The 25,689-nt window shown below is 66.6% G+C and carries 28 protein-coding genes and 1 pseudogene; 18 read left to right on the forward strand and 11 right to left on the reverse strand.

The window, feature by feature from the left end:
* The first annotated feature begins 13 nt into the window (after positions 1-13).
* The 7 genes from VIM54_RS05120 (at position 14) to VIM54_RS05150 (ending at position 7,251) form a co-directional block, all read left to right on the forward strand.
* Positions 14-319: a YggT family protein gene (locus VIM54_RS05120; protein ID WP_331899691.1), complete on the forward strand. Its 306-nt coding sequence runs from the start codon at positions 14-16 to the stop codon at positions 317-319.
* Between the two features lie 116 nt (positions 320-435).
* The gene (locus tag VIM54_RS05125; protein WP_331899692.1) at positions 436-1,278 is read left to right on the forward strand and encodes a DivIVA domain-containing protein; all 843 of its coding nucleotides are present in this window, start codon (positions 436-438) and stop codon (positions 1,276-1,278) included.
* Positions 1,265-1,864, forward strand: coding sequence for a signal peptidase II (lspA, locus tag VIM54_RS05130; RefSeq protein ID WP_331899693.1), 600 nt, complete (start codon positions 1,265-1,267; stop codon positions 1,862-1,864). The genes VIM54_RS05125 and lspA overlap by 14 nt, the downstream gene beginning before the upstream one ends.
* An 8-nt stretch (positions 1,865-1,872) precedes the next feature.
* Positions 1,873-2,793 (forward strand): RluA family pseudouridine synthase, encoded by a 921-nt coding sequence (locus VIM54_RS05135; protein WP_331899694.1) that lies wholly within the window; start codon positions 1,873-1,875, stop codon positions 2,791-2,793.
* Positions 2,794-2,851: 58 nt separating this feature from the next.
* Positions 2,852-6,373, forward strand: a complete 3,522-nt coding sequence (gene dnaE, locus VIM54_RS05140) for a DNA polymerase III subunit alpha (protein WP_331899695.1) — start codon at positions 2,852-2,854, stop codon at positions 6,371-6,373.
* A gap of 267 nt (positions 6,374-6,640) precedes the next feature.
* Positions 6,641-6,856: a hypothetical protein gene (locus VIM54_RS05145; protein ID WP_331899696.1), complete on the forward strand. Its 216-nt coding sequence runs from the start codon at positions 6,641-6,643 to the stop codon at positions 6,854-6,856.
* Positions 6,857-6,975: 119 nt separating this feature from the next.
* Positions 6,976-7,251 carry a hypothetical protein gene (locus VIM54_RS05150; RefSeq protein WP_331899697.1) on the forward strand — a complete coding sequence of 92 codons (276 nt, stop codon included), beginning with the start codon at positions 6,976-6,978 and terminating at the stop codon, positions 7,249-7,251.
* A gap of 389 nt (positions 7,252-7,640) precedes the next feature.
* On the opposite strand, the gene VIM54_RS05155 is transcribed toward VIM54_RS05150, so the two are convergent.
* The 3 genes from VIM54_RS05155 to VIM54_RS05165 all read right to left on the reverse strand — a co-directional run bounded on the left by VIM54_RS05155 (position 7,641) and on the right by VIM54_RS05165 (position 9,693).
* Complete coding sequence (locus VIM54_RS05155; protein WP_331899698.1) at positions 7,641-8,993, reverse strand: wax ester/triacylglycerol synthase domain-containing protein; 1,353 nt, start codon at positions 8,991-8,993, stop codon at positions 7,641-7,643.
* Positions 8,990-9,451: a hypothetical protein gene (locus VIM54_RS05160; protein WP_331899699.1), complete on the reverse strand. Its 462-nt coding sequence runs from the start codon at positions 9,449-9,451 to the stop codon at positions 8,990-8,992. The genes VIM54_RS05155 and VIM54_RS05160 overlap by 4 nt, the downstream gene beginning before the upstream one ends.
* A 68-nt stretch (positions 9,452-9,519) precedes the next feature.
* The gene (locus VIM54_RS05165) at positions 9,520-9,693 is read right to left on the reverse strand and encodes a hypothetical protein (RefSeq protein WP_331899700.1); all 174 of its coding nucleotides are present in this window, start codon (positions 9,691-9,693) and stop codon (positions 9,520-9,522) included.
* 104 nt (positions 9,694-9,797) lie between these two features.
* Here VIM54_RS05165 and VIM54_RS05170 point away from each other — a divergent pair, with 104 nt between their 5' ends.
* Positions 9,798-10,022, forward strand: coding sequence for a hypothetical protein (locus tag VIM54_RS05170; RefSeq protein ID WP_331899701.1), 225 nt, complete (start codon positions 9,798-9,800; stop codon positions 10,020-10,022).
* Here VIM54_RS05170 and VIM54_RS05175 read toward each other — a convergent pair whose 3' ends face one another.
* A complete protein-coding gene (locus tag VIM54_RS05175) occupies positions 10,023-10,532 on the reverse strand; it encodes a flavin reductase family protein (protein WP_331899702.1) in 510 nt (169 codons plus the stop codon). It lies immediately after the preceding gene.
* An 88-nt stretch (positions 10,533-10,620) separates the two neighbouring features.
* Here VIM54_RS05175 and hisD point away from each other — a divergent pair, with 88 nt between their 5' ends.
* The 3 genes from hisD to VIM54_RS05190 are packed head-to-tail and all read left to right on the forward strand — an operon-like array spanning position 10,621 to position 13,513.
* Positions 10,621-11,931: a histidinol dehydrogenase gene (gene hisD, locus VIM54_RS05180; protein WP_331899703.1), complete on the forward strand. Its 1,311-nt coding sequence runs from the start codon at positions 10,621-10,623 to the stop codon at positions 11,929-11,931.
* A gap of 45 nt (positions 11,932-11,976) precedes the next feature.
* Positions 11,977-12,453, forward strand: a complete 477-nt coding sequence (gene nrdR, locus VIM54_RS05185; protein WP_331899704.1) for a transcriptional regulator NrdR — start codon at positions 11,977-11,979, stop codon at positions 12,451-12,453.
* Between the two features lie 31 nt (positions 12,454-12,484).
* A complete protein-coding gene (locus VIM54_RS05190) occupies positions 12,485-13,513 on the forward strand; it encodes a quinone-dependent dihydroorotate dehydrogenase (RefSeq protein WP_331899705.1) in 1,029 nt (342 codons plus the stop codon).
* 3 nt (positions 13,514-13,516) lie between these two features.
* Here the strand turns inward: VIM54_RS05190 and VIM54_RS05195 are convergent, their stop codons facing one another.
* The gene (locus tag VIM54_RS05195) at positions 13,517-14,101 is read right to left on the reverse strand and encodes a DUF3043 domain-containing protein (RefSeq protein WP_331899706.1); all 585 of its coding nucleotides are present in this window, start codon (positions 14,099-14,101) and stop codon (positions 13,517-13,519) included.
* 40 nt (positions 14,102-14,141) lie between these two features.
* On the opposite strand from VIM54_RS05195, the gene VIM54_RS05200 reads away from it, so the two are divergent.
* From VIM54_RS05200 to VIM54_RS05225, 6 genes are all read left to right on the forward strand, one after another.
* The gene (locus VIM54_RS05200) at positions 14,142-15,545 is read left to right on the forward strand and encodes a dipeptidase (RefSeq protein ID WP_331899707.1); all 1,404 of its coding nucleotides are present in this window, start codon (positions 14,142-14,144) and stop codon (positions 15,543-15,545) included.
* A gap of 95 nt (positions 15,546-15,640) precedes the next feature.
* Positions 15,641-16,006: an iron-sulfur cluster insertion protein ErpA gene (gene erpA, locus VIM54_RS05205; RefSeq protein WP_331899708.1), complete on the forward strand. Its 366-nt coding sequence runs from the start codon at positions 15,641-15,643 to the stop codon at positions 16,004-16,006.
* 161 nt (positions 16,007-16,167) lie between these two features.
* The gene (gene coxB, locus VIM54_RS05210; protein ID WP_331899709.1) at positions 16,168-17,049 is read left to right on the forward strand and encodes a cytochrome c oxidase subunit II; all 882 of its coding nucleotides are present in this window, start codon (positions 16,168-16,170) and stop codon (positions 17,047-17,049) included.
* A 12-nt stretch (positions 17,050-17,061) separates the two neighbouring features.
* The gene (gene ctaD / locus VIM54_RS05215; protein ID WP_331899710.1) at positions 17,062-18,804 is read left to right on the forward strand and encodes a cytochrome c oxidase subunit I; all 1,743 of its coding nucleotides are present in this window, start codon (positions 17,062-17,064) and stop codon (positions 18,802-18,804) included.
* Position 18,805: 1 nt separating this feature from the next.
* Positions 18,806-19,279 (forward strand): cytochrome c oxidase subunit 4, encoded by a 474-nt coding sequence (locus VIM54_RS05220; protein WP_331899711.1) that lies wholly within the window; start codon positions 18,806-18,808, stop codon positions 19,277-19,279.
* A 10-nt stretch (positions 19,280-19,289) separates the two neighbouring features.
* Positions 19,290-19,712, forward strand: a complete 423-nt coding sequence (locus tag VIM54_RS05225) for a GNAT family N-acetyltransferase (protein WP_331899712.1) — start codon at positions 19,290-19,292, stop codon at positions 19,710-19,712.
* Here the strand turns inward: VIM54_RS05225 and VIM54_RS05230 are convergent.
* The 5 genes from VIM54_RS05230 to VIM54_RS05250 form a co-directional block, all read right to left on the reverse strand.
* Complete coding sequence (locus VIM54_RS05230; RefSeq protein ID WP_331899713.1) at positions 19,702-19,845, reverse strand: hypothetical protein; 144 nt, start codon at positions 19,843-19,845, stop codon at positions 19,702-19,704. The genes VIM54_RS05225 and VIM54_RS05230 overlap by 11 nt on opposite strands.
* Positions 19,846-20,032: 187 nt before the next feature.
* A complete protein-coding gene (locus tag VIM54_RS05235) occupies positions 20,033-21,655 on the reverse strand; it encodes a cytochrome bc complex cytochrome b subunit (RefSeq protein ID WP_331899714.1) in 1,623 nt (540 codons plus the stop codon).
* Entirely contained in the window at positions 21,652-22,722 is a 1,071-nt protein-coding gene (locus VIM54_RS05240) for a ubiquinol-cytochrome c reductase iron-sulfur subunit (protein ID WP_331899715.1), read from the reverse strand. Before VIM54_RS05240 ends, VIM54_RS05235 begins: the two co-directional genes overlap by 4 nt.
* 40 nt (positions 22,723-22,762) lie before the next feature.
* On the reverse strand, positions 22,763-23,566 hold the full coding sequence (locus VIM54_RS05245; protein WP_331899716.1) for a c-type cytochrome: 804 nt from the start codon (positions 23,564-23,566) through the stop codon (positions 22,763-22,765).
* A 41-nt stretch (positions 23,567-23,607) separates the two neighbouring features.
* The gene (locus VIM54_RS05250; RefSeq protein ID WP_331899717.1) at positions 23,608-24,237 is read right to left on the reverse strand and encodes a heme-copper oxidase subunit III; all 630 of its coding nucleotides are present in this window, start codon (positions 24,235-24,237) and stop codon (positions 23,608-23,610) included.
* Positions 24,238-24,315: 78 nt separating this feature from the next.
* On the opposite strand from VIM54_RS05250, the gene trpD reads away from it, so the two are divergent.
* Positions 24,316-25,374 carry an anthranilate phosphoribosyltransferase gene (gene trpD / locus VIM54_RS05255; protein ID WP_331899718.1) on the forward strand — a complete coding sequence of 353 codons (1,059 nt, stop codon included), beginning with the start codon at positions 24,316-24,318 and terminating at the stop codon, positions 25,372-25,374.
* Between the two features lie 77 nt (positions 25,375-25,451).
* Here the strand turns inward: trpD and VIM54_RS05260 are convergent.
* Positions 25,452-25,689, reverse strand: a pseudogene (locus VIM54_RS05260) (glycerol kinase); the annotation flags it as partial.

Consider the following 25,689-nt stretch of genomic DNA (forward strand, 5'->3'; position numbering starts at 1 on the left):
GGCCGGGAGCTCCGTGTTTGTACTGTCGCTCATCGCGACGCTCGTCTATGTCCTGCTGCTCATCTATTCGTTCGTCATGTGGGGGCGGCTCGCGCTGGATGTCGCGCGCACCTTCCTGCCGAGCTGGCGTCCGAAGGGCGCCGGCCTGGTGATCGCCGAATTCGTGTTCTCCGCCACCGATCCGCCGATCAAGGCCGTGCGCAAGCTCGTGCCTCCGATCCGGATCGGCGGTATCGCGCTCGACCTCGCCTGGTCGATCGTGATGCTCGCGGTCATCATCCTGGTTTACGTCGTTCAGGGAATCCGCGCATTTGTGTAACCTGTGAACTGCGGTCGCCGACCGCGCGAGTTCATGACCCCCGTGACCCGGGTTGTTTGCTAGCGTTAGCTCATTGTCAATAAACGCAGTACCAGAGAGTTCTTGAGGTGACACCAATGGCCCTGACGCCGGAAGATGTAGTCAACAAGCGGTTCCAGCCGACGAAATTCCGCGAAGGATACGACCAGGACGAGGTCGATGACTTCCTGGACGAAGTCGTCGTTGAGTTGCGCCGCCTCAACCAGGAGAACGAGGAGCTTCGCCAGCGACTTATCGCGGGCGACGCCCGAATCAGCGAGCTTCAGCGTGCAGCATCCGGCCCGGCCGCGGTCGAGGCCGCCCAGCCGCAGTTCGCCTCGGCTCCGGCCGTCGTCGCTGCGCCGCCCGTGGTCGCCGCCCCCGCGCCGTACCAGGCATCGGACCCCAACGCGATCGACCCGAGCAACACGAACAACCTCCTGCAGCTTGCTCGCAAGCTTCACGAGGAGCACGTGCGTGAAGGCATCGAGAAGCGTGACGCTCTCATCGCCGAGGGGCACGCCACCGCGGCGCGCATCGTGAGCGAGGCCGAAGAGGCCCAGCGCACTCAGATCAACGCCCTCGACCAGCAACGGGTCGCGCTCGAGACCCGCATCGAGGAGCTTCGCACCTTCGAGCGGGAATACCGCCAGAAGCTCAAGAGCTACATCGAGGGCCAGCTGCACGAGCTCGACGCCACCGAGGTGGGGTCGAACAGCGCCGCTGCGGCCGTCGCGCCGAGCAGCGCTTCGTTCGCGTCGTCGTCGTTCGACTCGGCTCCGGTTGACTCCGCGCCGGTTGATTCCGCGCCGGTCGACGCCGTGCCCTTCGACTCGGCGCCGTTCAACTCGGCGCCGTTCAACTCAGCGCCGTTCAACTCGGCGCCGTTCAACAGCCAGACGCCTCCACCAGCCAGCTACCAGGGCTTTGGCGGCAACTGAGCCGCAGGCGGAGGTTCGCGCTTCACCGGTCAGCGTTCGTGCTCTCGTCACGCTGGCCGTCGTTGCGCTCGCTGTCTACGGTCTCGACCAGCTATCCAAGTTTCTGATTGTCTCGAATCTCACCGAGGGCGAACTGGTACGCGTTCTCGGTGAGGTTCTTCAGTTCCACTTCGTGAAGAACTCCGGCGCCGCGTTCTCCTTCGCAAGCGGCTCGACCTGGATCTTCTCGATAGCAGCCTCCGCCGTCACGGTCTTCATCATCGGGTTCTCCCGGCGCATCCGTTCGGTCGGCTGGGCGGTGCTGTTCGGGATGCTCCTGGGTGGCACCACCGGCAACCTCACCGACCGCCTGTTCCGGGAACCCGGCTTCGGGGTCGGCCACGTGGTCGACTTCATCCAGGTCATCGGATTCCCGGCGATCTTCAACATCGCCGACTCATTCATCGTCGCGAGCATGGGGCTGTTCATCATCCTCACGATCCGCGGCGTCGGGCTCGACGGTAAGCGCAGCCACGGCACGGCGCCGGCGGCGGATGCCGCATCGGATGCCGAGCCCCGGCCCTCGACGCCAGAAGACAGCAAGTAGGCCCCTCGATGGAAACACGCAGCCTGCCGGTGCCCGACGGATTGGCCGGCGAGAGGACCGATGCGGCGCTCGCGAAGCTGCTCGGCTTCTCGCGCAGCTTCGCCGCGGAGGTCGCCGAGTCCGGGGGAGTGACGGCCGACGGTGTGGTGCTCGGAAAGTCCGATCGCCTGCAGGCCGGCAGTTGGCTCGAGGTGACCTGGCAGCCCAAGGAGGCTCCGCGGATCGAACCGGTCGTCGTGCCCGACCTCACGATCGTCTACGACGATGACGACATCGTCGTCGTCGACAAGCCGGTCGGGGTCGCCGCGCATCCGTCGGTCGGCTGGACCGGGCCGACAGTGCTCGGAGCCCTCGCCGGCGCCGGATTCCGCATCTCCACCTCCGGAGCCGCCGAACGCGCGGGAATCGTGCACCGGCTAGACGCCGGCACGAGTGGCCTCATGGTCGTGGCCAAGAGCGAGCGGGCATACTCGGAGCTGAAGCGCGCCTTTCACGACCGCGAGGTGGAGAAGATCTACCACGCCGTCGTCCAGGGGCATCCCGACCCGCTCGCCGGCACGATCGACGCCCCGATCGGGCGGCACCCCAGTTCGAGCTGGAAGTTCGCCGTGACGATCGACGGCAAGGACTCGGTCACCCACTACGAGACCCTCGAGGCGTTCCCGAGCGCGTCGCTGCTCGAGGTGCACCTCGAGACCGGTCGGACACACCAGATTCGCGTGCACATGGCCGCCCAGCGGCACCCCTGCGTCGGCGACGCGATGTATGGCGCAGACCCCACGATCTCGGCCAGACTGGGCCTGACCCGGCAGTGGCTTCATGCCATGCAGCTCGGCTTTCGGCACCCGGCGACGGGCGAACCGGTGGTCTTCCGCAGCCGGTATCCCGCCGACCTGCAACACGCGCTCGACGTTCTTCGCCGCGACTGAGCCGGGCTTAAGCTAAAGGCCGGGGAAAAATCCCAGCCCTCGGTTAGTCGGAGTATCGGTGCCAGCCAGCAATGAGTCTTTCGTGCATTTGCACGTGCACAGCGAGTACTCGATGCTGGACGGTGCCGCCCGTGTGGGCCCGCTCATCCGGGCCGCGGCCGAGCAGAAGATGCCCGCCATCGCGGTGACCGACCACGGCAACATGTTCGGCGCCTACGACTTCTGGAAGACCGCGACGGCCAACGGAGTCAAGCCGATCATCGGCACCGAGGCATACATCACCCCGGGAACCGCCCGGCAGGATCGCACCAGGGTCAAGTGGGGCGCGAACCACCAGAACCAGGACGACGTGGGCGGGTCGGGCTCGTACACCCACATGACCCTGCTCTCCGAAAACAACGAGGGCATGCACAACCTGTTCCGGTTGTCGTCGCTCGCCTCGATCGAGGGCTTCTACTTCAAGCCCCGAATGGATCGGGAGCTGCTGAGCCGGTACGCCAAGGGCATCATCGCCACGACGGGCTGCGTCGGCGGAGAGGTGCAGACGCGGCTGCGCCTCGGACAGTACGACGAGGCCCGCAAGGCCGCCGCCGATTTCCAGGACATCTTCGGCAAGGGCAACTTCTTTGCCGAGATCATGGACCACGGCATCGATATCGAGCGCCGCACCATGGAGGACCTGCTTCGCCTCGCGAAGGATCTCGACCTGCCGCTCGTCGCCACCAACGACCTGCATTACACCCACGCGCACGACGCGACGGCGCATGCCGCGCTGCTCTGCGTGCAGTCCGCGTCCACCCTCGACGACCCCAATCGCTTCAAGTTCGATTCCGAGGAGTTCTACCTCAAGTCGGCGGACCAGATGCGTCACCTGTTCCGCGACTACCCGGAGGCCTGCGACAACACCCTGCTCATCGCCGAGCGCTGCGAGGTCTCGTTCGAGCACCGTGACCTCATGCCGCGCTTCCCCGTGCCGGAGGGCGAGACGGAGGCCTCCTGGTTCGAGAAGGAGGTCGGCGTCGGCATGATGCGGCGCTTCAAGAACGCGCCATCCGAGGCCCACCTCGCCCAGGCGAAGTACGAGGTGGATGTCATCAAGCAGATGGGATTCCCCGGATACTTCCTCGTCGTGGCCGACTTCATCGCGTGGGCGAAGGCGCAGGGCATCCGCGTGGGTCCCGGTCGCGGGTCGGCGGCCGGATCGATGGCCTCGTACGCCATGGGCATCACCGAACTCGACCCGCTCGCGCACGGCCTCATCTTCGAGCGGTTCCTCAACCCGGAACGCGTGTCCATGCCCGATGTGGACGTCGACTTCGACGACCGGCGCCGGCCGGAGGTCATCCGTTACGTGACGGAGAAGTACGGCGACGACCGGGTCGCCCAGATCGTGACCTACGGCACGATCAAGGCGAAGCAGGCGCTCAAGGACTCCGCCCGGGTGCTCGGAATGCCGTATTCGGTGGGGGAAAAGCTCACCAAGGCCATGCCGCCGGCGATCATGGGCAAGGACATCTCGCTCAGCGAGATCCTCGACAAGGACGCCCCTCGCTACAAGGAGGCCGCCGACTTCCGGGCGGTGCTGGAGACCGACCAGGAGGCCGCGAAGGTCTTCGACACGGCCAAGGGCATCGAGAACCTCAAGCGCCAGTGGGGCGTGCACGCCGCGGGCGTGATCATGTCTGCCGAACCGCTGCTCGACGTTCTGCCGATCATGAAGCGCGAGGACGACGGCGCGATCATCACTCAGTTCGACCAGCCGCCACTCGAGTCCCTCGGCCTCATCAAGATGGACTTCCTCGGCCTGCGCAACCTCACCATCATCGAGGATGCGCTGCGCATGATCGAGCAGAACACGGGCAACAAGCTCGTGATCGAAGACCTCGACCTCGATGCCGACCAGAAGACCTACGACCTGCTGGCCCGAGGCGAGACGCTCGGCGTGTTCCAGCTCGACGGCGGCCCCATGCGCTCGCTGCTCAAGCAGCTCAAGCCCACGAGCTTCGAAGACATCTCGGCTGTCATCGCCCTCTACCGCCCGGGCCCCATGGGCATGAACTCGCACACCAACTACGCGCTGCGCAAGAACGGTCTGCAGAAGATCGAGGCCATCCACCCGGAGCTCGAGGAGCCTCTGCGGGAGAGCCTCGGCATTACATACGGCCTCATCGTGTACCAGGAGCAGGTGATGTCGGTCGCCCAGAAGGTGGCAGGGTTCACGCTCGGGCAGGCCGACGTGCTGCGTCGTGCGATGGGCAAGAAGAAGAAGTCGGAGCTCGACAAGCAGTACGCCGACTTCGAGGCCGGCATGAAGTCGAACGGCTACAGCGCGAACGCCGTGAAGGTGCTCTGGGATACCCTGATGCCCTTCGCCGACTATGCATTCAACAAGGCGCACAGCGCCGGCTACGGCGTGCTGAGCTACTGGACCGCCTACCTCAAGGCGAACTTCCCGGCCGAGTACATGGCCGCCCTGCTCACGAGCGTCGGTGACTCCAAGGACAAGCTCGCGCTCTATCTGAGCGAGTGCCGCCGCATGGGCATCCGGGTGCTCGCGCCCGACGTGAACGAGTCCTCCGGCGACTTCACCGCCGTCGCCGGCGACATCCGCTTCGGTCTCGGCGCGATCCGCAACGTCGGATCGAATGTCGTCGAGTCGATCAAGCGGGCTCGGGAGGAGAAGGGGCGCTTCGAGTCGTTCCACGACTTCCTGCGCAAGGTGCCGATCCAGGTGGCTAACAAGCGCACGGTGGAGTCCCTGATCAAGGCGGGGGCCTTCGACTCGACGACGGCGACGAGGCGCGCCCTGCTCGAGATCCACGAGGATGCCATCGACTCGGCGGTGAGCGACAAGCGCGCCGAGGCGAACGGCCAGGTCGGCTTCGACTTCGACAGCCTGTGGGACGAGCCGCAGGCGGTGAACCAGGTGCCTGACCGGCCGGAGTGGTCGAAGCGCGACAAGCTCGCCTTCGAACGGGAGATGCTCGGGCTGTACGTCTCCGATCATCCGCTCGCCGGCCTCGAGGTGCAGCTCGCCAAGCACGCGAGCGCGAGCATCATGGAGATCCTGGGCGGGGATGTCGCGGCCGACGGCGAGCACGTGACGGTCGCGGGGCTCATCACCTCGGTGCAGCACCGCACCGCGCGCAACTCCGGCAACCAGTACGGGCTCATCACCGTGGAGGACTTCGCGGGGGAGATCACCGTGATGTTCCTCGGCAAGACCTACCAGGAGTTCTCGCCGGCCCTCACCAACGACTCCATTGTCGTGGTGCGCGGTCGGGTGAGTGTGCGCGACGACGGGATGAACCTGCACGCGGTGAGCATGTTCAGCCCCGACATCGGCCAGAGCCTCGGCTCCGGTCCGCTCGTCATCTCGGTGCCGGAGCAGCGAGCGACGACCGACATCGTGACGGCTCTCAATGACGTGCTCATCCGGCACTCCGGCGACACGGAGGTGCGGCTCAAGCTCGTGAAGGGCGACACGGCCCGGGTCTTCGAGGTGCCGTATCCGGTGTCCGTGAACGCGGACCTGTACGGCGAGCTGAAGTCGCTGCTCGGCCCGAGCTGCCTGGGCTGACTCCCGGCCCGCGTTAGTCCCTTCGCGAGACGCGCCTCGACTCGGGGCAAATGGCCGGTTTGTACGCAGCTAAGCGGCCGTTCGCCCCGAGTCGGCAAGCCCGGCTGCGCCCGCGGCCACGGTCCGCGAGCCGTCAACTGAGCGTCGACGGGCCGGCGCGGCATCCCCAGCAGTTCGGGCATCCGCCATTGTGTGAGAGTATCTCGTGATGTACTGTCTCGGGGGATCGCCTCCCGGCCGGCGGGCCGACACGAAGGATCCCAGCGGATGGCGTCATCACGGCAGGCTCATCGAGCGGCGTTTCGCGCCGTGGCGAGGTCCCTCAACCTCGTCGAATTCGTCTTTCGCCGCCAGGACGCCACCGGCGACGTCTTTCCGACGGATGCGGCGAGCGGAGTCGTCGCGGGTGACGACTCCTACCGCATCCTCGCTATCGGCGAGGGAACCGCGGTCGGCCTCGCGACCGCGCGGGATGCCGCCTGACGCCTCCCGCGGTCGGCACGCGACTCGCAGGTCGCTCTCCGGCAGTTCTTACGCGAATCCAAGCTCCCGGGTGCAGTCTTGGCCTGGTCGACGGCTGTCGACGACCGGGAGGTGGCGGAATGAGCATCCGATCGCAGGGCAGGGAACTCGCGGCGAGCGTGACCGTAGTGGTGGGTGTCGCGAGTCTCGCGGCCACCGGCATCGTGTCCCTGGCGCTCTGGCTCGGCACGGTTCGATCCACGACGTCGGTCGGGACATCGAACGTGCAGCGCGGCGACGAATCCAACCCCGACGACTCCGGCCAGTCGGGCTTCTCCGACGGCACCCAACAGCAGGTCGGTCCGGCCGCCCCCGGCCAGGGATTCGGGCAACATGCCCAATCGTCAGGATCCTGAGCGACTCTCTGGCAGTGGGTCGTCGCGCGGGAGGCGGGTACTATTCTGCCGAATAGTCGGTGCCCGCCGAGGAGGAAGCCTCTGGGAGCGCAGTTCGCAACGGTCGACGAATACATCGCCTCGTTATCCGCGGAGATTCGACCGGTGCTTGAGCGCGTTCGTGCGGAGCTGCGCGGTGCGGCACCGGCGTCGATCGAGACGATGAGCTACGGGATGCCGACGATCATGCTCGACGGACGACGCCTGGCGTACTTCGCCGGGTGGAAGCGGCGTGTGGCCCTGTACGCCGTGCCACCGATGAGGGACGACCTGGAAGCAGCAACTCGCGCCGTACCGCGGCGACAAGGGCACCCTGTCCTTCCCGTACGCGGAGCCCGTGCCATACGGCCTCATCCGACGGGTCGCCGACGATCTCGTGCGACTCCGGCAACGGACCTCCGGGTGACGTCGTCCAGTTCGCGCTCGAGCAGCTGCCGCAGCCGGTCGAGGTCCGGGCAGGTATCCGGATCGGCGGCAAGGCTGATCGTGACGGTGCCGCAATAGGAGAGCACCGAGAATGAGACCGTCACGTTGCCGACCGCGACGCTGAGCGGAACCACGGCCACGACGGGCCAGCCACCGATGGTGAGCTGGTTCTGCGGACCCTTCAGGTTGCTCACGAAGGTCTGGATGAGGCGCTGGTGGTCGATGAACCGCTGGTAGAGGCCGATGCGCGCAAGCAGGCGAAAGCCGGGGCCGAGCATCGCGGTCGAGGCTCCGGGCGCCGACCGCTTCGCCGTGCGGGTGATGCCGGCCACCGCGTTGAGACGCTCGGCGGGATCTCCGGTGGCGGGGAGGCGCAGGGGGATCGCCCCGCTCGCGTTGCCGAGCCCCGAGGCGGCGGCGGAGCCGCGGGAGGAGAACGGCACGGAGACGACGATGGTCTCCGCCAGCTCGTCGCGCTCGGCCAGCAGCCGATGGAGCGCCCCGGTGATCGCGCTGAGCACGACATCGTTCACGGTCGCGTCGTGACGGTGGGCGGTCTCGTGCACCCGGTCCAGCGCGCAGGCGACTGTGGCGAATCGCCGGCGCTGGCCGGTTGGCCGATTGAGGGATGAACGCGGTGGGCGCGTTCGCAACGCCGGCCCGAGCTGGATTGCGGCCTGGGCCAGTCGCGCGAGTGCCGACGGGAGGCGCGTCACGGCACGGACGCGATCGCGAGCGGCGTCGCGGGCGAGCTCGCCGCGGCTGGGACCCGACCTCGGGAACCGCGGGTCGACCGACGGAGCGCCAGCGAGTGCCGCCAACACGGCGAGGCCGCCGATGCCGTCCGCGAGCACGTGGTGGTAGACGATGACGAGCGCCGCGCCACCGCCGCCGACGTCGGTGATGAGGCTCGCGCGCCACAGCGGACGGTCGTGAGGGAGGCGACTCGCAACGAGTCCGGCGGCGACTTCGAGCACGGAAGCGAGGCCGGGCGGCGTCGGGCAGCGAACGATCGAAACGTGTTCAGTTATCCGGAAGTTCGCGTCGTCGACCCAGATCGGCCTCCCGCAACCGAATGGCACTCGCACAATCCGTTGCCTCAGTCGCGGGATGGCGGGGAGCCGTTGCTCAATCGCCTGCACCAGGCGTTCCGGCTCGAATCCCCGGCCGACATCGAGCATCAGCACGGCCCCCACCTGCATCGGCGCGGATCCGCGGTCCGAGGCGAGGGACATGAGGTCGTCGCTGCTGGCGCGGTCGATTCGCGACGCGGTCATCGTGGGCCCGTGGATCGCCCAGTGCCGTGCAACAGACTCGCGATCAGCACCACGAACTGCACCGCGAGCCCCACTGCCGTGCCGACAACGGCAACGATCAGCACGACGCGCGCCACGGTGGCCCAGCCGAGTGACGAGCCGGTGAAGTCGAAGGGGAAAACCTCCCAGAATCCCACCAGCACGGCCATCCCGATACCCAGGGTGACCAGGTCGCCCAGCGCCTTCAGCCAGGTTCGATCTGTGATGACGTAGACGGCGTTCGCGATCATTCCGGCGATGAGAGAGAGGTTGACCAAACCGAGCACCTGCCTGGTGTCCTCGGTGAGGAACGGCAGCACTCTCCATCCCGGCCACACGTTGACGCCGGAGAGCAGCAGTCCGTTGATCAGGACGGCGAGCGCGTAGCCCACGCGCCTGGCGGTCGCGCTTTCCGTGCGGCGAGGGGCAGTGGTGGACATGCGAGAAGTCTCTCGGCAGACCGGGGCCGGTCTCTAGGTCCGAAGGTCCCGGTTTCCCCACGAAGGGGTCAGGAGCCGTCCTCGGGCTGCCGCTCCAGTTTCTCCGCGGCCGCCTCAAGGTCGGCCTGCTCCAGGTTCTCGATGTTGGTGAGCGAAGGGTACGGACCGACCTCGGTCTGGCCCTCGCCCGTCATGTCGCCCACGGGAGTCCCGTCGGTAGACCCTCCGTTGTTGTCGCTCATTGTGACCCTCCGCGCATCATCGCAGCGAACACCTCGCTGGCCTGCACCCTAGGCCTGTTCGGCGCGCACGTCCAGTGCCCAGCCGGGCGGAGGATGATGGAGCCATGGACCCGACGAAGCGACTGCTGTTCTGGCTCAGGGTGCCGTACGCCGCAGACGCGGCCCTCGTCCTCGTCGGGGTCGGCCTTCTGCTCTCCGGGATGCCGGTCGGCTGGTGGGTGCTTGTGTTCGCGGTCGTGCGCGCCGTGATCGGAACCATCGCGCTGTTCTGGATCGCCCCGCGAGTGATCGCCCGGCGCCAGTTGCAGAGGCCGGAGTCCGGAGGCTAGCTAGACCTCGTCGCCCGGCTTGAGGTAGCGACGCTCGTGGTAGAGGAGGGCGTCATCCGGCTCGCCGAGCGCACCCTCTTCGATCTGCACGACGATCACCGCGTTGCCCGCGACGTTGAGGCGCTCCACGATGCGCCCGATCATCCACGAGGTGACGCCCTTGAGGATCGGGATGCCGTGCGGCCCCTCGAACCAGTGGTCGCCGTCGAAACGCAGCGCGTGGTCGCCCGACATCCGTTCGGCCAGGGGGCGGGTGCGCACGCCCATCGTCTGGATCGCGACGTACTCCGTGCCGGCGATCGCCGGCCACGCGCTGGCGGTGCGGGCCATGTTGAAGGTGGCGAGCGGAGGCACGGCGGCGAGAGACGCGAGGGAGGTCGCGGTGAAACCCACCGGCTTGCCCTCCGGGGTGAGCGCGGTGATGACGACCACGCCTGCCGCGTGCCGCCGGAAAGCGTGTTTGAACGCGGCGAGCCCGTCCGGCTCTTCGACGTGGGGCGCTGGGGCCATGTCATTCATCCTCAGTGCCAATCCGTGGGGCGCGACCGTTATTCCCGGTCGGTTACCGGGCGCGGCCATCGAATAGGATGGTCAAGCCATGATCCAGACGATTGACCTGCGGGGTCTCAAGCCTAGCCGTGCCGAACTCCTGGATCTGATCCCGAGATCCCTCACGGATGTGTCGGCCGCCACCGCCGTTGCGAGCGAGCTCATCGACGACGTTCGGCGCCGAGGCGCCGCGGCCCTCATCGACCAGGCCACCCGACTCGACGGTGTGCGCCCGGACCGAGTCCGCCTGGACGTCGCCACGGTGTCCGCCGCAGTGCGCGGGCTGCGGCCCGACGTGCGCGACGCGCTCGAGGAGGCCATCGATCGCGTGCGCTCGGCGTCGCGCGCCCAACTTCCCACCCCGACGGTCACGCGGTTCGGGCCGGGGGCCGAGGTCATCCAGCGTTGGAGCCCCGTGCAGCGGGTGGGGCTGTATGTACCCGGCGGAAAGGCCGTCTACCCGTCGAGCGTCGTCATGAACGTGGTGCCGGCGCAGATCGCCGGCGTCTCGTCGATCGCCCTCGCCTCGCCACCGCAGAAGGAGTTCGGCGGCTCGGTGCACCCCACGATCCTGGGAGCCGCCGGGCTGCTCGGCATCGACGAGGTCTATGCGATGGGCGGCGCCGGGGCGATCGGCGCCTTCGCGTGGGGTGTGGCGGAGCTTGGACTCGACCCGGTGCAGGTGATCACCGGGCCAGGAAACGTCTATGTTGCGGCCGCCAAGCGCCTTGTCCGCGGCCAGGTCGGCATCGACTCCGAGGCCGGCCCCACCGAGATCCTGGTGATCGCGGATGCAACGGCCGACGCCTTCCTCGTGGCGAGCGACCTGCTCAGCCAGGCCGAGCACGATGAGCTCGCCGCGGCGGTGCTCGTGACCGATTCGCCGGAACTTGCGGAGCGCGTGCGCGCGGAACTGGAGCGGATCGCACCGCTCACCCCGCATCGTGCCCGGGTCGATACCGCCCTCCGCGGGCAGCAGTCCGCGGTGGTTCTCGTCGACGACCTGCCGGCCGCCGCCGCCTTCAGCAACGTCTATGGCCCGGAACACCTCGAGATCCAGACAGCGGAGCCCGGCGCGGTGCTCGACCTCATCGAAAGCGCCGGGGCGATCTTCCTCGGCGACAACTCCCCGGTGAGCCTCGGCGACTACCTCGCCGGCTCCAACCACGTGCTGCCCACCGGCGGCCAGGCACGGTTCACCCCGGGCCTCGGGGCGTACACGTTCCTCAGGCCTCAACAGGTGATCCGCTACGACCGGGAGGCGCTGCGAGCGGTCGAGGCCGACATCGTGGCCCTCGCCACCGCCGAAGACCTGCCGGCCCACGCCGCTGCGGTCACCGCGCGGTTCTCCGAGCGCTGATCCGCCCTCGCACGAACGCACCGGGCAGCCGGTATCCTGAGAACCATGTTTTGCCCCTTCTGCAGGCACCCCGATTCCCGCGTCATCGACTCGCGCACGAGCGACGACGGCATGTCCATCCGTCGTCGCCGGCAGTGCCCGGAGTGCGGTCGCCGGTTCAGCACGACCGAGACCGCGAGCCTCAACGTCGTCAAGCGAAGCGGCGTGGTGCAGCCATTCAGCCGGGACAAGATCGTCTCCGGCGTGCGGAAGGCCTGCCAGGGGCGTCCGGTGACCGACACCGATCTTGCGGTGCTCGCCCAGAAGGTGGAGGAGTCGATTCGCGCAACGGGCGCCTCCCAAATCGAGGCGAACGACATCGGCCTCGCGATCCTGTCGCCCCTTCGCGAGCTCGACGAGGTGGCCTACCTCCGCTTCGCGAGCGTCTACCAGGGCTTCGATTCGCTCGAGGACTTCGAGTCGGCGATCACCCTGCTCAGGGTCGAACACCACAATGCCGCTCACGACGCCGCCGACGCCTGAGCGGCGCCGCTGCCGATAGCCTGACTACGGCATGTATCGCATCCTCTTTTCGCTCGTCCTCTCGCGGCTAGACCCGGAGAACGCCCACCACCTCGCCTTCACGGTGATTCGCTGGCTGCCCCGGCTCGGCATCGGGCGGCTGGTCGAGGCGTTCTCCCGCCCCGACCCGTCCCTCGCGGTGACGACCCTCGGCCTGAGATTCCCGTCCCCGTTCGGTGTGGCCGCCGGGTTCGACAAGGACGGCCGCGCCATCCAGGGACTCGGCCAACTCGGTTTCGGGCACGTCGAGGTCGGTACCGTCACCGCGATCGCTCAACCCGGCAACGAACGGCCCCGGCTGTTCCGCCTCGTTCCCGACCATTCCGTCATCAACCGAATGGGCTTCAACAACGACGGGGCGGCGGATGCCGCGCCCCGCCTCGCCCTCGAGTCGGCGAGGCTGGAGCGCCCGGTGATCGGCGCCAACATCGGCAAGAGCCGGGTCGTGGACGTGGACGACGCGATCCACGACTACCTCGTGAGCGCCCGGCTGCTCGCGCCCGTCGCCGACTACCTCGCGGTGAACGTCAGCTCGCCCAACACGCCGGGCCTGCGCGGCCTGCAGGAGCTCGACAAGCTCGCGCCGCTGCTCACCGCGGTGCGGGATGCCGCGAATGAGACCCCCGTCCTCGTGAAGATCTCGCCGGACCTCGCCGACGACGCGGTTCGCCGCATCGCCGGGCTCGCGGTGGAACTCGGGCTCGCCGGCATCATCGCCACGAACACGACGCTCTCCCGGGATGGCCTGCGCACCGACGCGTCGATCGTCGAGGCCGCCGGGGCCGGCGGGCTGTCCGGCGCGCCGCTCGCCGCACGGTCCCTCGAGGTGCTGAGGCTCATCCGCGCCGTCGTCCCCGCCGATATGTGCGTCATCTCCGTTGGGGGAGTGGACACCGCGGCAGACGTCGCCGAGCGCCTCGCCGAGGGGGCGACGCTCGTGCAGGGCTACACGGCGTTCCTCTACCGGGGCCCGCTCTGGGCCCGGAGCATCAACCGCGGGCTGTTGGCACTGCGCCGCTGACGGCTAGGCGGGGAACTGGCCGCGCTTCACCTGAGGCTTCGGGAGACGCATCGGACGCAGCTGCAGGGCGCGCATCGCGGTGTACCAGCGGTTGCCCTTCTGCACGCGGTCGGCACCCACCTTGGCCGCGAGCTTGCGCTGAACGATGATGCCCACCACGACGCAGTCGATGACGGCGACGAGGAAGAAGCCCCACAGGCTGAAGATCGCGATGTTCTGCAACAGGTAGTTCTTGATGAAGGTGAGGATGATCACGAGGAACATCACCGGGATGATCAGCTCGCCGACGCTCCACCGGGCGTCCACGTAGTCCCGGATGAAACGACGCTGCACCCCCTTGTCCCGCACGGGGAGGTACTTCTCGTCCCCGTTGGCCATGCCGATGCGGGCCTTCTCCCTGGCCTCGGCCGCCCTGGCCCGCGCGGCCGCGTTGCCCGCCTTGCGATCGCTCGACACGAGCGGACGAAGGTTCGCGGCCTCCCGCTCCTTGCGAGTCGGGGTGGCGTGGCCCTTGCCGGCCGTCGTGCTGTCCGTGTTGAGCTCATAGCCGACGGCGTCGTCAGGCTTGCTCGTGCTTGGCTTGGCCATGTGGGGTCCTTGCGATAGTTGTCTGCTTAAGATTACCTCCATGACTTCACCTGAGACCACACGGCCGGAACTCCTTGGCGCCCTGCGCGACGCAGTGCAGGCCGGGATGCCCACGACGATCGCCGACCTCTCCCGACTCGTGCGCATCCCCTCCGTGTCCTGGGCCGCGTTCGACCCGACGCACGTGAGCGAGAGCGCGGATGCCGTGGCCGGGCTCGTGCGCGGCCTCGGGGTGTTCGACACTGTCGAGGTGTCCCGTGCGACCATCGCCGACACGCAGACCCTCGGCCAGCCCGCCGTGCTCGCGACCCGCGCCGCCCGCAACGGCCGGCCCACCATCCTGCTCTACGCGCACCACGACGTGCAGCCCCCCGGCCACGACGAGGACTGGGAGTCATCGCCGTTCGAGCCCACCGTCCGCGGCGACCGGCTGTATGGCCGGGGCGCCGCCGACGACAAGGCCGGCGTGCTCTCCCACATCGCGGCGATCCGCGCCCTCGTCGAGACGGTCGGCAGCGACTTCGATCTGGGCCTCGCGGTCTTCATCGAGGGGGAGGAGGAGTTCGGTTCGCGCTCCTTCACCAACTTCCTCGCCCAGCACCGGCGCGAGCTCGCCGCCGACGTGATAGTCGTCGCCGACTCGGACAACTGGGACATCCACACTCCCGCCCTCACCGTCGGCCTCCGCGGAAATGTGACCTTCCGCCTCACGGTTCGCACCCTCGAGCACGCCTCGCACTCCGGGATGTACGGGGGAGCGGTACCGGATGCGATGCTCGCCACGATCCGCCTGCTCGCCACGCTGCACAACGAGGACGGCTCTGTCGCCGTCGAGGGGCTCACGTCCCGCGAGGCGGACACCCCCGACTACTCGGAAGAGAAGCTGCGGCACGAGGCGGGCCTGGTCGAGGGGGTGACCTCGATCGGCTCCGGTCCGATTCTCGGCCGCATCTGGTCGAAGCCGGCGATCACTGTCACGGGCATCGACGCCCCAACCGTTGCCAATGCCTCCAACACGCTCGCACCGGTCGTGTCCGTGCGGATCAGCGCACGCATCGCGCCCGGGCAGCAGTCGGGGGAGGCGTTCGCCGCGCTCGAGAAGCACCTCCTGGCGCACGCGCCGTTCGGCGCCCGGATCGAGATCGACGACGTGGACCAGGGCAACGGATTCCTCGTCGACACGAGCGGCTGGGCCGTCTCCGAGGTGAAAACCGCGATGACGGAGGCCTGGGGCGCGGATGTCGTGGAGATGGGAGTCGGCGGATCCATCCCGTTCATCGCCGACCTCGTGTCGGTGTTCCCGGCCGCGCAGATCCTCGTGACCGGGGTGGAAGACCCCGGGACGCGGGCGCACAGCCCGAACGAGTCGCTGCACCTCGGCGTCTTCCAGCGCGCGATTCTTTCCGAGGCGCTGCTGCTCGCGCGGCTCAACGAACGGTCGTGACGTCCGTCGCACCGAAATGCCGCCGCCGGGGAACAATACCGGCGCAATGGTGCTTACACTTAAGGCAGACCCCTCGGCACCCATAAGGAGTGTTCATGACCGACACGACACTGACCCAGACGAAGACCGCGCCAGAGCACGGCGTCGGACTCACTGAGCCCGCCGCCGCCAAGGTTCGCAGCCTGTACGAGCAGGAGGGTCGTGACGACCTGCGCCTGCGCGTTGCCGTGCAGCCCGGCGGTTGCTCAGGACTCATCTACCAGCTCTACTTCGATGAGCGCCTTCTCGACGGCGACGCGACCGTCGACTTCGACGGTGTCGAGGTCGTCGTCGACAAGATGAGCGTGCCGTACCTCGACGGTGCGACCATCGACTTCGAGGACACGATCCAGAAGCAGGGCTTCACGATCGACAACCCGAACGCCTCGGGAAGCTGCGCGTGCGGGGACTCGTTCCACTAGTCGCCCACCGTTTCGAGAAGGGGAATCGCCGTCTGGCGGTTCCTCTTTTTCGCGATTTCGACGGTTTTTCCGGTCCGAGAGAGCGCGTCCGTCGGAGTAGGGTGGAAAGCACCAAATAGACTGTTGTTCGTATCAGTCCGTGTCATCCGAGAGGTCTCCAGGTGCGCTCTAACCGCCGTCTACGATGGGCAGCAGTTCCCGTCGCCGTGACGTTAATCGTCATTCTCGCGGGATGCAGTCAGCAGCAGCTTCGGGGCTTCCTTCCCGGGCCGTACGGCGTCACCAACCACACTGACGGCATCACCGGCCTCTGGGTCACGTCGTGGATCGTGCTGCTCCTGGTCGGAATCGTCACCTGGGGCCTCATTATCTGGGCCGCCGTCGTCTACCGCCGCCGCAAGGGCCAGACCGGCCTGCCGGTGCAGCTGCGCTACAACCTTCCGATCGAGATCTTCTACACGATCGTGCCCCTCATCCTCGTGCTCGGGTTCTTCGCCTTCACGGCGAAGGAGCAGAACTCGATCGAGCATCCCGTGGCCAATTCCGACGTGAAGATCGAGGTCTACGCCAAGCGCTGGGCCTGGGACTTCAACTACACGGATGTCGGCCCGGGCAACAAGGGTGTCTACTCCCCGGGGGTTCAGGCCCAGGAGAACGAGAAATCGGACGGCACGATCGACCGCGCCAAGCTGCCGGTTCTCTACCTGCCGGTGAACAAGAGCGTGCAGATCAAGCTCGCGAGCCGCGATGTCGACCACTCCTTCTGGGTGCCGGAGTTCCTCTACAAGAAGGACAACATCCCGGGCAAGGACAACTACGTGTTCTTCACGCCTCAGAAGCTGGGCACGTACGAGGGAAAGTGCGCCGAACTCTGCGGCGACTACCACTCGCTCATGCTCTTCCAGGTGAAGGTTGTCACCTCCGACGAGTACGACGCGTACATCCAGAGCCTCGTCGACAAGGGCCAGACCGGCATCCTCGGCCCGGAGTACAACACCAATACGAACCAACCCGGCAACAAAGCGCCGCAAGCGGACAAGTAGGGGCGATCACCAATGAGCACAGACACAGTAGCCCGCCCGACCACCGGCAGCACCGGATCCTCCCAGAGCTTCGCGCCGTCGGTGGGCCGTAAGGGCAACGTCCTGGTCAACTGGATCACGTCGACCGACCACAAGACCATCGGGTACATGTACCTGATCTCGTCGTTCATCTACTTCCTCCTCGGCGGCGTGATGGCGCTCGTCATCCGTGCACAACTCTTCGAGCCCGGCCTGCAGATCCTGAATTCGAAGGAGCAGTACAACCAGCTCTTCACGATGCACGGCACGATCATGTTGCTCATGTTCGCGACGCCGCTGTTCGCCGGATTCGTCAACGTGCTGATGCCGCTGCAGATCGGTGCCCCCGACGTCGCCTTCCCGCGGCTCAACGCGTTCGCCTACTGGCTGTACAGCTTCGGCTCGCTCGTTGCCGTCGCCGGGTTCCTCACCCCGCAGGGCGCGGCAGCCTTCGGCTGGTTCGCGTACGTGCCACTGTCCACGACAACGTTCTCGCCCTCGATCGGCGGAAACCTGTGGGTGTTCGGCCTCGCTCTGAGCGGATTCGGAACGATCCTCGGAGCCGTCAACTTCATCACGACCATCATCACGATGCGCGCCCCCGGCATGACGATGTTCCGCATGCCGATCTTCACCTGGAACGCGCTCGTGACCGCCATCCTCATCCTCATGGCGTTCCCTGTGCTGGCCGTGGCGCTCTTCGCCCTCGGCTCAGACCGGGTGTTCGGGTCGCACCTCTACAACGTGCAGACCGGCGGGGCGATCCTCTGGCAGCATCTGTTCTGGTTCTTCGGGCATCCGGAGGTCTACATCATCGCGCTGCCGTTCTTCGGCATCGTCTCCGAGGTGTTGCCGGTCTTCAGCCGCAAGCCGATCTTCGGCTACAAGACCCTCATCTACGCCACCATCTCGATCGCGGCCCTGTCCGTCACCGTCTGGGCCCACCACATGTACGTGACCGGATCGGTGCTGCTGCCGTTCTTCTCGCTCATGACGATGCTCATCGCCGTGCCGACCGGGGTGAAGATCTTCAACTGGGTAGGAACGATGTGGCGAGGCTCGGTCACGTTCGAGACACCGATGCTCTGGGCGATCGGCTTCCTCATCACTTTCACCTTCGGTGGCCTCACCGGCGTGATCCTGGCCAGCCCGCCGCTCGACTTCCACGTCTCGGACACGTATTTCGTCGTGGCCCACTTCCACTACGTGGTCTTCGGCACCGTCGTCTTCGCGATGTTCAGCGGGTTCTACTTCTGGTGGCCCAAGTTCACCGGCAAGATGCTCAACGAGCGCCTCGGAAAGATTCACTTCTGGCTGCTGTTCATCGGGTTCCACACCACCTTCCTCGTGCAGCACTGGCTCGGCGTGCTCGGCATGCCGCGTCGGTATGCCACCTACCAGCCCGAGGACGGGTTCACCTGGATGAACCAGTTGTCGACGATCGGCGCGATGATCCTCGCCGTCTCGATGCTGCCGTTCATCTTCAACGTGTACATCACGACGCGCAAGGCGCCCAAGGTCATGGTGAACGACCCGTGGGGCTATGGTCGCTCGCTCGAGTGGGCGACGTCGTGCCCGCCGCCCCGTCACAACTTCACCTCGATTCCGCGCATTCGTTCCGAGTCGCCGGCCTTCGATTTGAACCACCCCGAGGTTGGGATGCCGGTGGGCGTCGGACCGTTGAAGGATGCACCGGATGCGGCCACGTACGACCTGGCCGACGGAGAGGTCAAGTAGCGTGAACACCAACGCCAAGCTGTTCTGGATCCTGTGCGGATTCTTCGTTCTCTCCGACATCATCTACGTTGTGTGGAGCATCGCCGTGCACAACGCCGGGTACCTGACCCAGCTCGCCGGTGTGCAGGCTCCTGGCACCGATCCGGGCTCGCCGGTGGAGTGGGCGGGAACTCTCACCATCGGCCTCTCGGCCGTCATGTCCGCGTTCATCGCGTTCTACCTCGGTCGCTCCCACCGCTCGGTCGGCGGCGAACTTCCCGAGGACCGGCTCGACGCGAACATCGACGACGGGGATGCCGAGCAGGGCTTCTTCAGCCCGTGGAGCTGGTGGCCGATCATGCTCGCCGCCGGCGGGGCGTTGCTCTTCATGGGTATCGCCATCGGCCTCTGGCTGGCGTTCATCGGCGTCGCGGTCACGGCGATCAGCCTCGTGGGGTGGGTGTATGAGTACTACCGCGGCAACTTCGCCCGCTAGTTCGAGCGCAGTGCGCCTGGCCACGCCGAACGACCTCGACGCGGTTTTCGCTCTCGTCGAGCAGCTCGGCATCGGCGATAAGCCGAACCGGGACTCGTTCGTCGAGGCCTTCGCCCACGCCGTGGAGCCGAGTCGAGATCACATCCTGCTCGTCGCCGAACTTGACGGCGTCGTTTCTGCCTACGCCTACACGACCATCGAGCGTCTGCTCTACACGAACGGCGACTCCGCCCAGCTGCAGGAACTGGCGGTGAACACCCCGGCACGGGACCGCGGTCTCGGGAGCCTGCTGGTCGCCGCGATCGAGGACGAGTGCCGGTCCCGAGGGGTGCGCCAGCTCACGGTGGCGAGCAGCCACGCCGCGCGCTTCTACGAGCGGCTCGACTACCGCTCCACCTCCGACTTCCTCAAGAAGCGTTTCGTCAACGACTAGACCCGGCTCCGAGGCTTCCGAAGGGGTTCGGAACCGCGGCGAGCAGTTCGCGGGTGTCTTCGTGCTGCGTGTGGTTGATCATCCGGTCGGCGTCGCCGTGTTCGACCACGCGACCGTTCTCGAGCACGGTCACGTCGTCGGCGAGCGCCCTCGCGACCAGGAGCCTTTGGCGCTGCCCGCCCGACGAGCTCGGGCTTCCGTAGTCTGCTGACCAGGCGGTGGCGTCGACAGTGGCACCGCCGCCGGACGACGGAAGCCCCGGCCGATCGTTCTGGCCGGGGCTTCCGAGGGTGATCCGAGGCGATCGGATCCTGGTCTGGCTAGTGGTGCTGCTGCTCGATCTCCGACTTGGTGACCGGCACGATCCGGTCCTCGAAGAACCACCGGGACAGGGCCGCGCGGGTGCGCTGCGCCATGGTGATGCGGCCCTGCGCGTTCGGGCGGATCATGATCGGCTCGTACTCGTCAAAGCTCACGAGGCGCCAGCGCTCGTAGTCGCTGAGCTGCTCGTGCACCTCCACGTACTCTCCGCCGGGGAGGCGCACGATACGGCCGGACTCGAAGCCGTGGAGCGCGATCTCGCGGTCCTTCTTCTGTAGCCCGATGCAGACCCGCTTCGTCACGATGTACGCGATTATCGGCCCGAGGAAGAACAGTGCCTGGAGCACGTGGATAACGCCCTCGATCGACACGTGGAAGTGCGTGGCGATGAGGTCGGAGCTTGCCGCCGCCCACAGCACCGCGTAGAACGAGACTCCGGCGGCGCCGACCGCCGTGCGGGCGGGCGCGTTGCGCGGGCGCTGGGCGATGTGGTGCTCGCGCTTGTCCCCGGTGATCCACGCCTCGATGAAGGGGTAGAAGGCCACAACAGCCAGGAAGATCGGCAGGAGGAGCAGCACCGAGATCATGTTGAACGACCAGGTGTGGTCGAGCCACACGAACTCCCACCCGGGTGGCACGAGTCGAAGCGCGCCGTCCGCGAAGCCGATGTACCAGTCCGGCTGGGTGCCGGCCGAGATCGGTGACGGGTCGTACGGTCCGTAGGCCCAGATCGGGTTGATCGTGAAGAGGGAGGCGATGAGCACGATCACGCCGAACACGACGAAGAAGAAGCCGCCGGCCTTGGCCGCGAAGATCGGCAGGATGGGCACGCCCACGACGTTGTCGTTGGTGCGTCCGGGGCCCGCGAACTGGGTGTGCTTGTTGATCACCATGAGCAGCAGGTGCGCGCCGAGCGCCGCCACCAGGATGGCCGGCAGCAACAGAATGTGGATCGAGTAGAACATCGCGACGACCGCGGTGCCCGGGAACTCACCGCCGAAGAGCAGGTAGGAGATCCACGTGCCGATCACCGGGATGCCCTTGACGAGTCCGTCGATGATGCGCAGACCGTTTCCGGAGAGCAGGTCGTCGGGAAGCGAGTAGCCGGTGAATCCCTCCGCCATGGCGAGGATGAAGAGCACGAAGCCGATCACCCAGTTGATCTCGCGCGGCTTGCGGAACGCACCGGTGAAGTAGACCCGGAGCATGTGCAGGCCGATGGCGGCGACGAACAGCAGGGCCGCCCAGTGATGGATCTGCCGGAACAGCAGCCCGCCGCGGATGTCGAACGAGATGTTGAGCGTCGACGAGTATGCCGCGGACATCTGCAGGCCCTTGAGGGGCACATACGAGCCGTGGTACACCACTTCGGTCATCGATGGCTGGAAGAAGAACGTCAGGAACGTGCCGGACAGCAGGATCACGACGAAGCTGTAGAGGGCGACCTCGCCGAGCATGAAGGACCAGTGGTCGGGGAAGATCTTGCGGCCGAGCTCCTTGACGAGACCGGAGATGCTGGTGCGCTCGTCGATGTAGTTGGCGGCGGCTCCGGTGAACCGCGCTCCGCGGCTCGGGGCGACCGCGGCCGGGGCGGCGGGGGCAGGAGGGGCAGAAACGGTCATGAACGCTCCCAGAAACTTGGGCCGACTGGCTCGTGGAAATCACTCTGGGCGACGAGGTAACCCTCGCTGTCCACGGCGATCGGCAATTGCGGCAGCGGTCGCTTGGCCGGGCCGAAAATCACCTCACAGTGATTGGTGACGTCGAACGTCGAGGAGTGGCACGGGCAGAGCAGATGATGCGTCTGCTGCTCGTAGAGGGCCACCGGACATCCGGCGTGCGTGCAGATCTTGGAGTACGCGACGATGCCGTTGTACGACCAGGTCTTGCGTTCCGGAAGCTCCTTGAGATCTTCCGGCCTGAGGCGCATGAGGACAACCGCAGCCTTCGCCTTCTCCTCCAGGCGATCTTCCTTGTCGTTGAGCCCCTCGGGGATCACGTGGAAGACAGATCCAAGGGTCACATCGGAGGCCTTGATCGGCACTCCGGATGGGTCCCTCGTGAGTCGAGTGCCCTCGCGCCACATGGTCTCTTTGAGCAGGGGCACGGGGTCGGCCGCCGGCGCGAGGTCGCGGAAGAGCACGATGGCCGGCAGGGGTGTCGCGACGAGAGCGCCGATCAGGCTGTTGCGGATGAGGCTTCGACGACCGAAACCGGACTCCTCGTTGCCTTCCTTGAACATCTCCACGGCGCGGGCGCGGGTCGCCTCGCTGCCGCGGGTGGGATGACGTGACTCGCTCATCTCGTCGCCGCGCATGAGGTTCTTCGACCAGTAGATGGCGCCGATGCCGATGCCGAGAAGGCCGAGCGCTATCCCGAGCCCCAGGAAGAGGGTGTTGAGACGCACCGAGGCCGTGTTGCCCGGGATGATCGGGAACGCGACGTACGCGGCCACCGCGAAGATGCTTCCGACGATCGACAGGTAGAACAGCGTGTAGACACGGCGCTCCGCGATTCGATCCTTCCGTGGATCCAGGTCGGTGACCCGTAGACGGTGCGGAGGCAGACCGGGGTTTTCGAAGGCGTCTGACGCAACGACGGCCGTACCGGGCGATGGCACGGGCGCCTCGCTCTTCACCACGGCCGAGCCGGCAGCGGCGTTCGAGCCGCCGTCGTCTTGCTGTGCCATTCTCTTCCCTTCGGTTGGTGCTGTTTCTGATGCAGAAGTGTTAGTTGGCCTTCGCGGCGATCCAGATGGTCACGCCGACGATGGCGCCGAGGCCGAAAATCCAGATGAACAGGCCCTCGGAAACCGGACCCAGGTTGCCCAGGTCGATTCCACCCGGGGACGGGTTCTGGTCCAGGTACTTGAGGTAGGTGATCACGTCTGCCTTCTGGGCGGGCGTGAGGTTCTTATCGTTGAAGACGGGCATGTTCTGCGGCCCGGAGACCATCGCCTCGTAGACGTGCACGGGCAGAACGCCGCTCAGGGCCGGCGCGAACTTGCCCTGGGTGAGCGCGCCACCGGCGCCCGCAACGTTGTGGCACATGGCGCAGTTGATGCGGAACAGCTCCGCGCCGTTCGCAAGGTTGCCAGTGCCCTTGAGGTACTTGGAGTCTGGAATGCCGGGTCCGGGGGAGAGGGACGCCACGTAGGTGGCGAGTGCGCTGATCTGCTCCTTGGTGAACTGCGGGGGCTTCTCCTCCGCCTGCACTCCCTGGTTGGCGAGGGGCATGCGCCCGGTGCTTACCTGGAAGTCGACCGAGGCCGCGCCGACGCCATAGAGGCTCGGGCCGACGCCCGCGACGCCGCCGGCGTTCACCCCGTGGCACGTCGCGCAGTTGGCCGCGAAGAGCTTCTTGCCCTGGTCGACGGTGGCCGTGGTGGTCGCCGCCGGGGTGTTCGCGGATGCCGTGCTGCTGAACAGGGCATACGCACCGCCGGTGGACACCAGCCCGATCACGATCAGGGCAATGGTTGCCAGTGGATGACGCCGGCCCCGTCGTGCTGTGCTGAGTGTGTTCTTCGCCATGCTGAAGTGGTTCCCTGGTTCCTGTAAGAAGTGGCCGCGGACTATTTGAGTACGTAGATGACCAGGAACAACCCGATCCAGACGACGTCGACGAAGTGCCAGTAGTAGGAGACGACGATGGTCGATGTCGCCTCCTTGTGGCCGAAGTTCTTCACGCTGTACGCACGACCGATGATGAGCAGCATCGCGATGAGGCCGCCGGTGACGTGCAGGGCGTGGAACCCGGTGGTGATGTAGAAGGCCGAGCCGTAGGAGTTCGACACCAGGCTCACGTTCTCGCTCACGAGGTTCGCGTATTCGAAGACCTGGCCGGTGACGAAGATGGCGCCGAGGGCGTAGCTGGCGAAGAACCACTCGACCATGCCCCACTTGACGGGGTTCCAGCCAGTGCGCTTCGCCTGCAGCCGCTCGGCGGCGAACACGCCGAACTGGGCGGTGAACGATGACGCGACCAGGATGATCGTGTTCGTCAACGCGTACGGCACGTTGAGCTTGGGGGTCTCGGCCGCCCACAGCTCGGGCGACGTCGAACGAAGCGTGAAGTAGACGGCGAAGAGGCCGGCGAAGAACATGACTTCGCTTCCGAGCCAGACGATCGTGCCAACCGCAACTACGCTCGGACGATTGACGACGGTGGCCCCGACTGAGCGAGAGATTGAGGTGCTGGTCACTTCTCCATTATGGACGATTTCTTAGTCAAGTTTTCTCATTGCCGCGGCCAGTTGGGCCAAATAGCTAGGATCGCAACTATGTCTTCTGAGCTCACCTGGCCCCGTTTGATCAGCATGCTCCTCGACGGGGACGATCTCGCGATCAGTGAGGCGTCCTGGGCGATGCGGCAGGTGATGCAGGGGGACGCCACTCCGGCGCAGCTCGCCGGATTCCTTGTCGCGCTTCGCGCCAAGGGCGAGACGGTCGACGAGATTGTCGGCTTTCGGGACGCGATCCTCGAGAATTCGCTTCCGCTCGCCGTCGATCCGATGGCGCTCGACATCGTGGGGACCGGCGGGGATCGGTTCGGCACCGTGAACGTGTCGACGATGGCGTCTGTCGTGGCTGCGGCCTCCGGAGTTCCTGTCATCAAGCACGGAAACAGGGCGGCAAGTTCCGCGTCGGGGTCGTCCGACGTGCTCGGAGCGCTCGGCGTCAACCTCGACCTGCTCCCGCACCGCGTCGCCGGCGTGTTGGGCGAGACGGGGATAACCTTCGCGTTCGCCGCGCTGTTTCACCCGGGCTTTCGATTCGCCGGCCCCACCCGCAAGGACCTCGGAATCCCCACGGTGTTCAACTTCCTTGGCCCGCTCTGCAACCCGGCGCGGTGTGAGGCGAATGCCGTCGGTGTGGCCCACCTCGACAAGGTTCCGCTCATCGTCGGTGTGTTCCGCACCAGGGGAGCGACCGCTCTCGTTTTCCGCGGCGACGACGGTCTCGACGAGCTCACGACTACCGGGCACAGCCACATCTGGGAGGTGTCTCGCGGGTCGGTGACCGAGCACGACCTGGATCCTCTCGAACTGGGCATACCCCGCGCGGACATTGCCGACCTTCTCGGCGGGGACGCTGACCTCAACGCGTCGATCGCCCGTGCCGTGCTGGCGGGCCAGACCGGGCCGGTGCGCAACATCGTGGTGCTGAATGCGGCGGCGGGCCTCGTTGCCTTCGACCTCGCGAAGGACCCCGCCCAACTCCAGGTGCCGATTCTCGACCGCTTCCGGGCGAAGATCGCGGTGGCCGAGGAAACCATCGATTCCGGCGCCGCCATCGCCAAGCTCGACGAGTGGGTGGCCGCGACCAATGCTGTCGCCTAGCGTCCTCGACATTCCGCCCGCTTAACTGGCTGTGCCCCCGTCGTGTGAGTGACGGGGGCACGGTCGGTTGTTGGGTGTTATTTGACGTCGTCGTCGACCCAGTCGAAGGTTTTGGTGACGGCTTTTTTCCAGAGGCGCATTTGGCGTTCGCGTTCGCTGGTTTCCATGTTGGGGGTCCAGCGGGAGTCTTCCTGCCAGTTGGCGCGGAGTTCGTCGAGGTCGGACCAGAATCCGGTGGCGAGTCCGGCGGCGTAGGCGGCGCCGAGGGCGGTGGTTTCGGCCACGACGGGGCGCACGACGGGGACGCCGAGGATG

The organism is Lacisediminihabitans sp., assembly GCF_036569425.1.
Lineage (GTDB): Bacteria > Actinomycetota > Actinomycetes > Actinomycetales > Microbacteriaceae > Lacisediminihabitans.

Bases quoted from the DNA above. Each gene is read 5' to 3' on its own strand.
- VIM54_RS05125 (WP_331899692.1), top strand. From the start codon at position 436: ATGGCCCTGACGCCGGAAGATGTAGTCAACAAGCGGTTCCAGCCGACG.
- VIM54_RS05135 (WP_331899694.1), top strand. From the start codon at position 1,873: ATGGAAACACGCAGCCTGCCGGTGCCCGACGGATTGGCCGGCGAGAGG.
- VIM54_RS05145 (WP_331899696.1), top strand. From the start codon at position 6,641: ATGGCGTCATCACGGCAGGCTCATCGAGCGGCGTTTCGCGCCGTGGCG.
- VIM54_RS05150 (WP_331899697.1), top strand. From the start codon at position 6,976: ATGAGCATCCGATCGCAGGGCAGGGAACTCGCGGCGAGCGTGACCGTA.
- VIM54_RS05155 (WP_331899698.1), bottom strand. From the start codon at position 8,993: ATGACCGCGTCGCGAATCGACCGCGCCAGCAGCGACGACCTCATGTCC.
- VIM54_RS05160 (WP_331899699.1), bottom strand. From the start codon at position 9,451: ATGTCCACCACTGCCCCTCGCCGCACGGAAAGCGCGACCGCCAGGCGC.
- VIM54_RS05165 (WP_331899700.1), bottom strand. From the start codon at position 9,693: ATGAGCGACAACAACGGAGGGTCTACCGACGGGACTCCCGTGGGCGAC.
- VIM54_RS05170 (WP_331899701.1), top strand. From the start codon at position 9,798: ATGGACCCGACGAAGCGACTGCTGTTCTGGCTCAGGGTGCCGTACGCC.
- VIM54_RS05175 (WP_331899702.1), bottom strand. From the start codon at position 10,532: ATGGCCCCAGCGCCCCACGTCGAAGAGCCGGACGGGCTCGCCGCGTTC.
- hisD (WP_331899703.1), top strand. From the start codon at position 10,621: ATGATCCAGACGATTGACCTGCGGGGTCTCAAGCCTAGCCGTGCCGAA.
- nrdR (WP_331899704.1), top strand. From the start codon at position 11,977: ATGTTTTGCCCCTTCTGCAGGCACCCCGATTCCCGCGTCATCGACTCG.
- VIM54_RS05190 (WP_331899705.1), top strand. From the start codon at position 12,485: ATGTATCGCATCCTCTTTTCGCTCGTCCTCTCGCGGCTAGACCCGGAG.
- VIM54_RS05195 (WP_331899706.1), bottom strand. From the start codon at position 14,101: ATGGCCAAGCCAAGCACGAGCAAGCCTGACGACGCCGTCGGCTATGAG.
- VIM54_RS05200 (WP_331899707.1), top strand. From the start codon at position 14,142: ATGACTTCACCTGAGACCACACGGCCGGAACTCCTTGGCGCCCTGCGC.
- erpA (WP_331899708.1), top strand. From the start codon at position 15,641: ATGACCGACACGACACTGACCCAGACGAAGACCGCGCCAGAGCACGGC.
- ctaD (WP_331899710.1), top strand. From the start codon at position 17,062: ATGAGCACAGACACAGTAGCCCGCCCGACCACCGGCAGCACCGGATCC.
- VIM54_RS05235 (WP_331899714.1), bottom strand. From the start codon at position 21,655: ATGACCGTTTCTGCCCCTCCTGCCCCCGCCGCCCCGGCCGCGGTCGCC.
- VIM54_RS05240 (WP_331899715.1), bottom strand. From the start codon at position 22,722: ATGGCACAGCAAGACGACGGCGGCTCGAACGCCGCTGCCGGCTCGGCC.
- VIM54_RS05245 (WP_331899716.1), bottom strand. From the start codon at position 23,566: ATGGCGAAGAACACACTCAGCACAGCACGACGGGGCCGGCGTCATCCA.
- trpD (WP_331899718.1), top strand. From the start codon at position 24,316: ATGTCTTCTGAGCTCACCTGGCCCCGTTTGATCAGCATGCTCCTCGAC.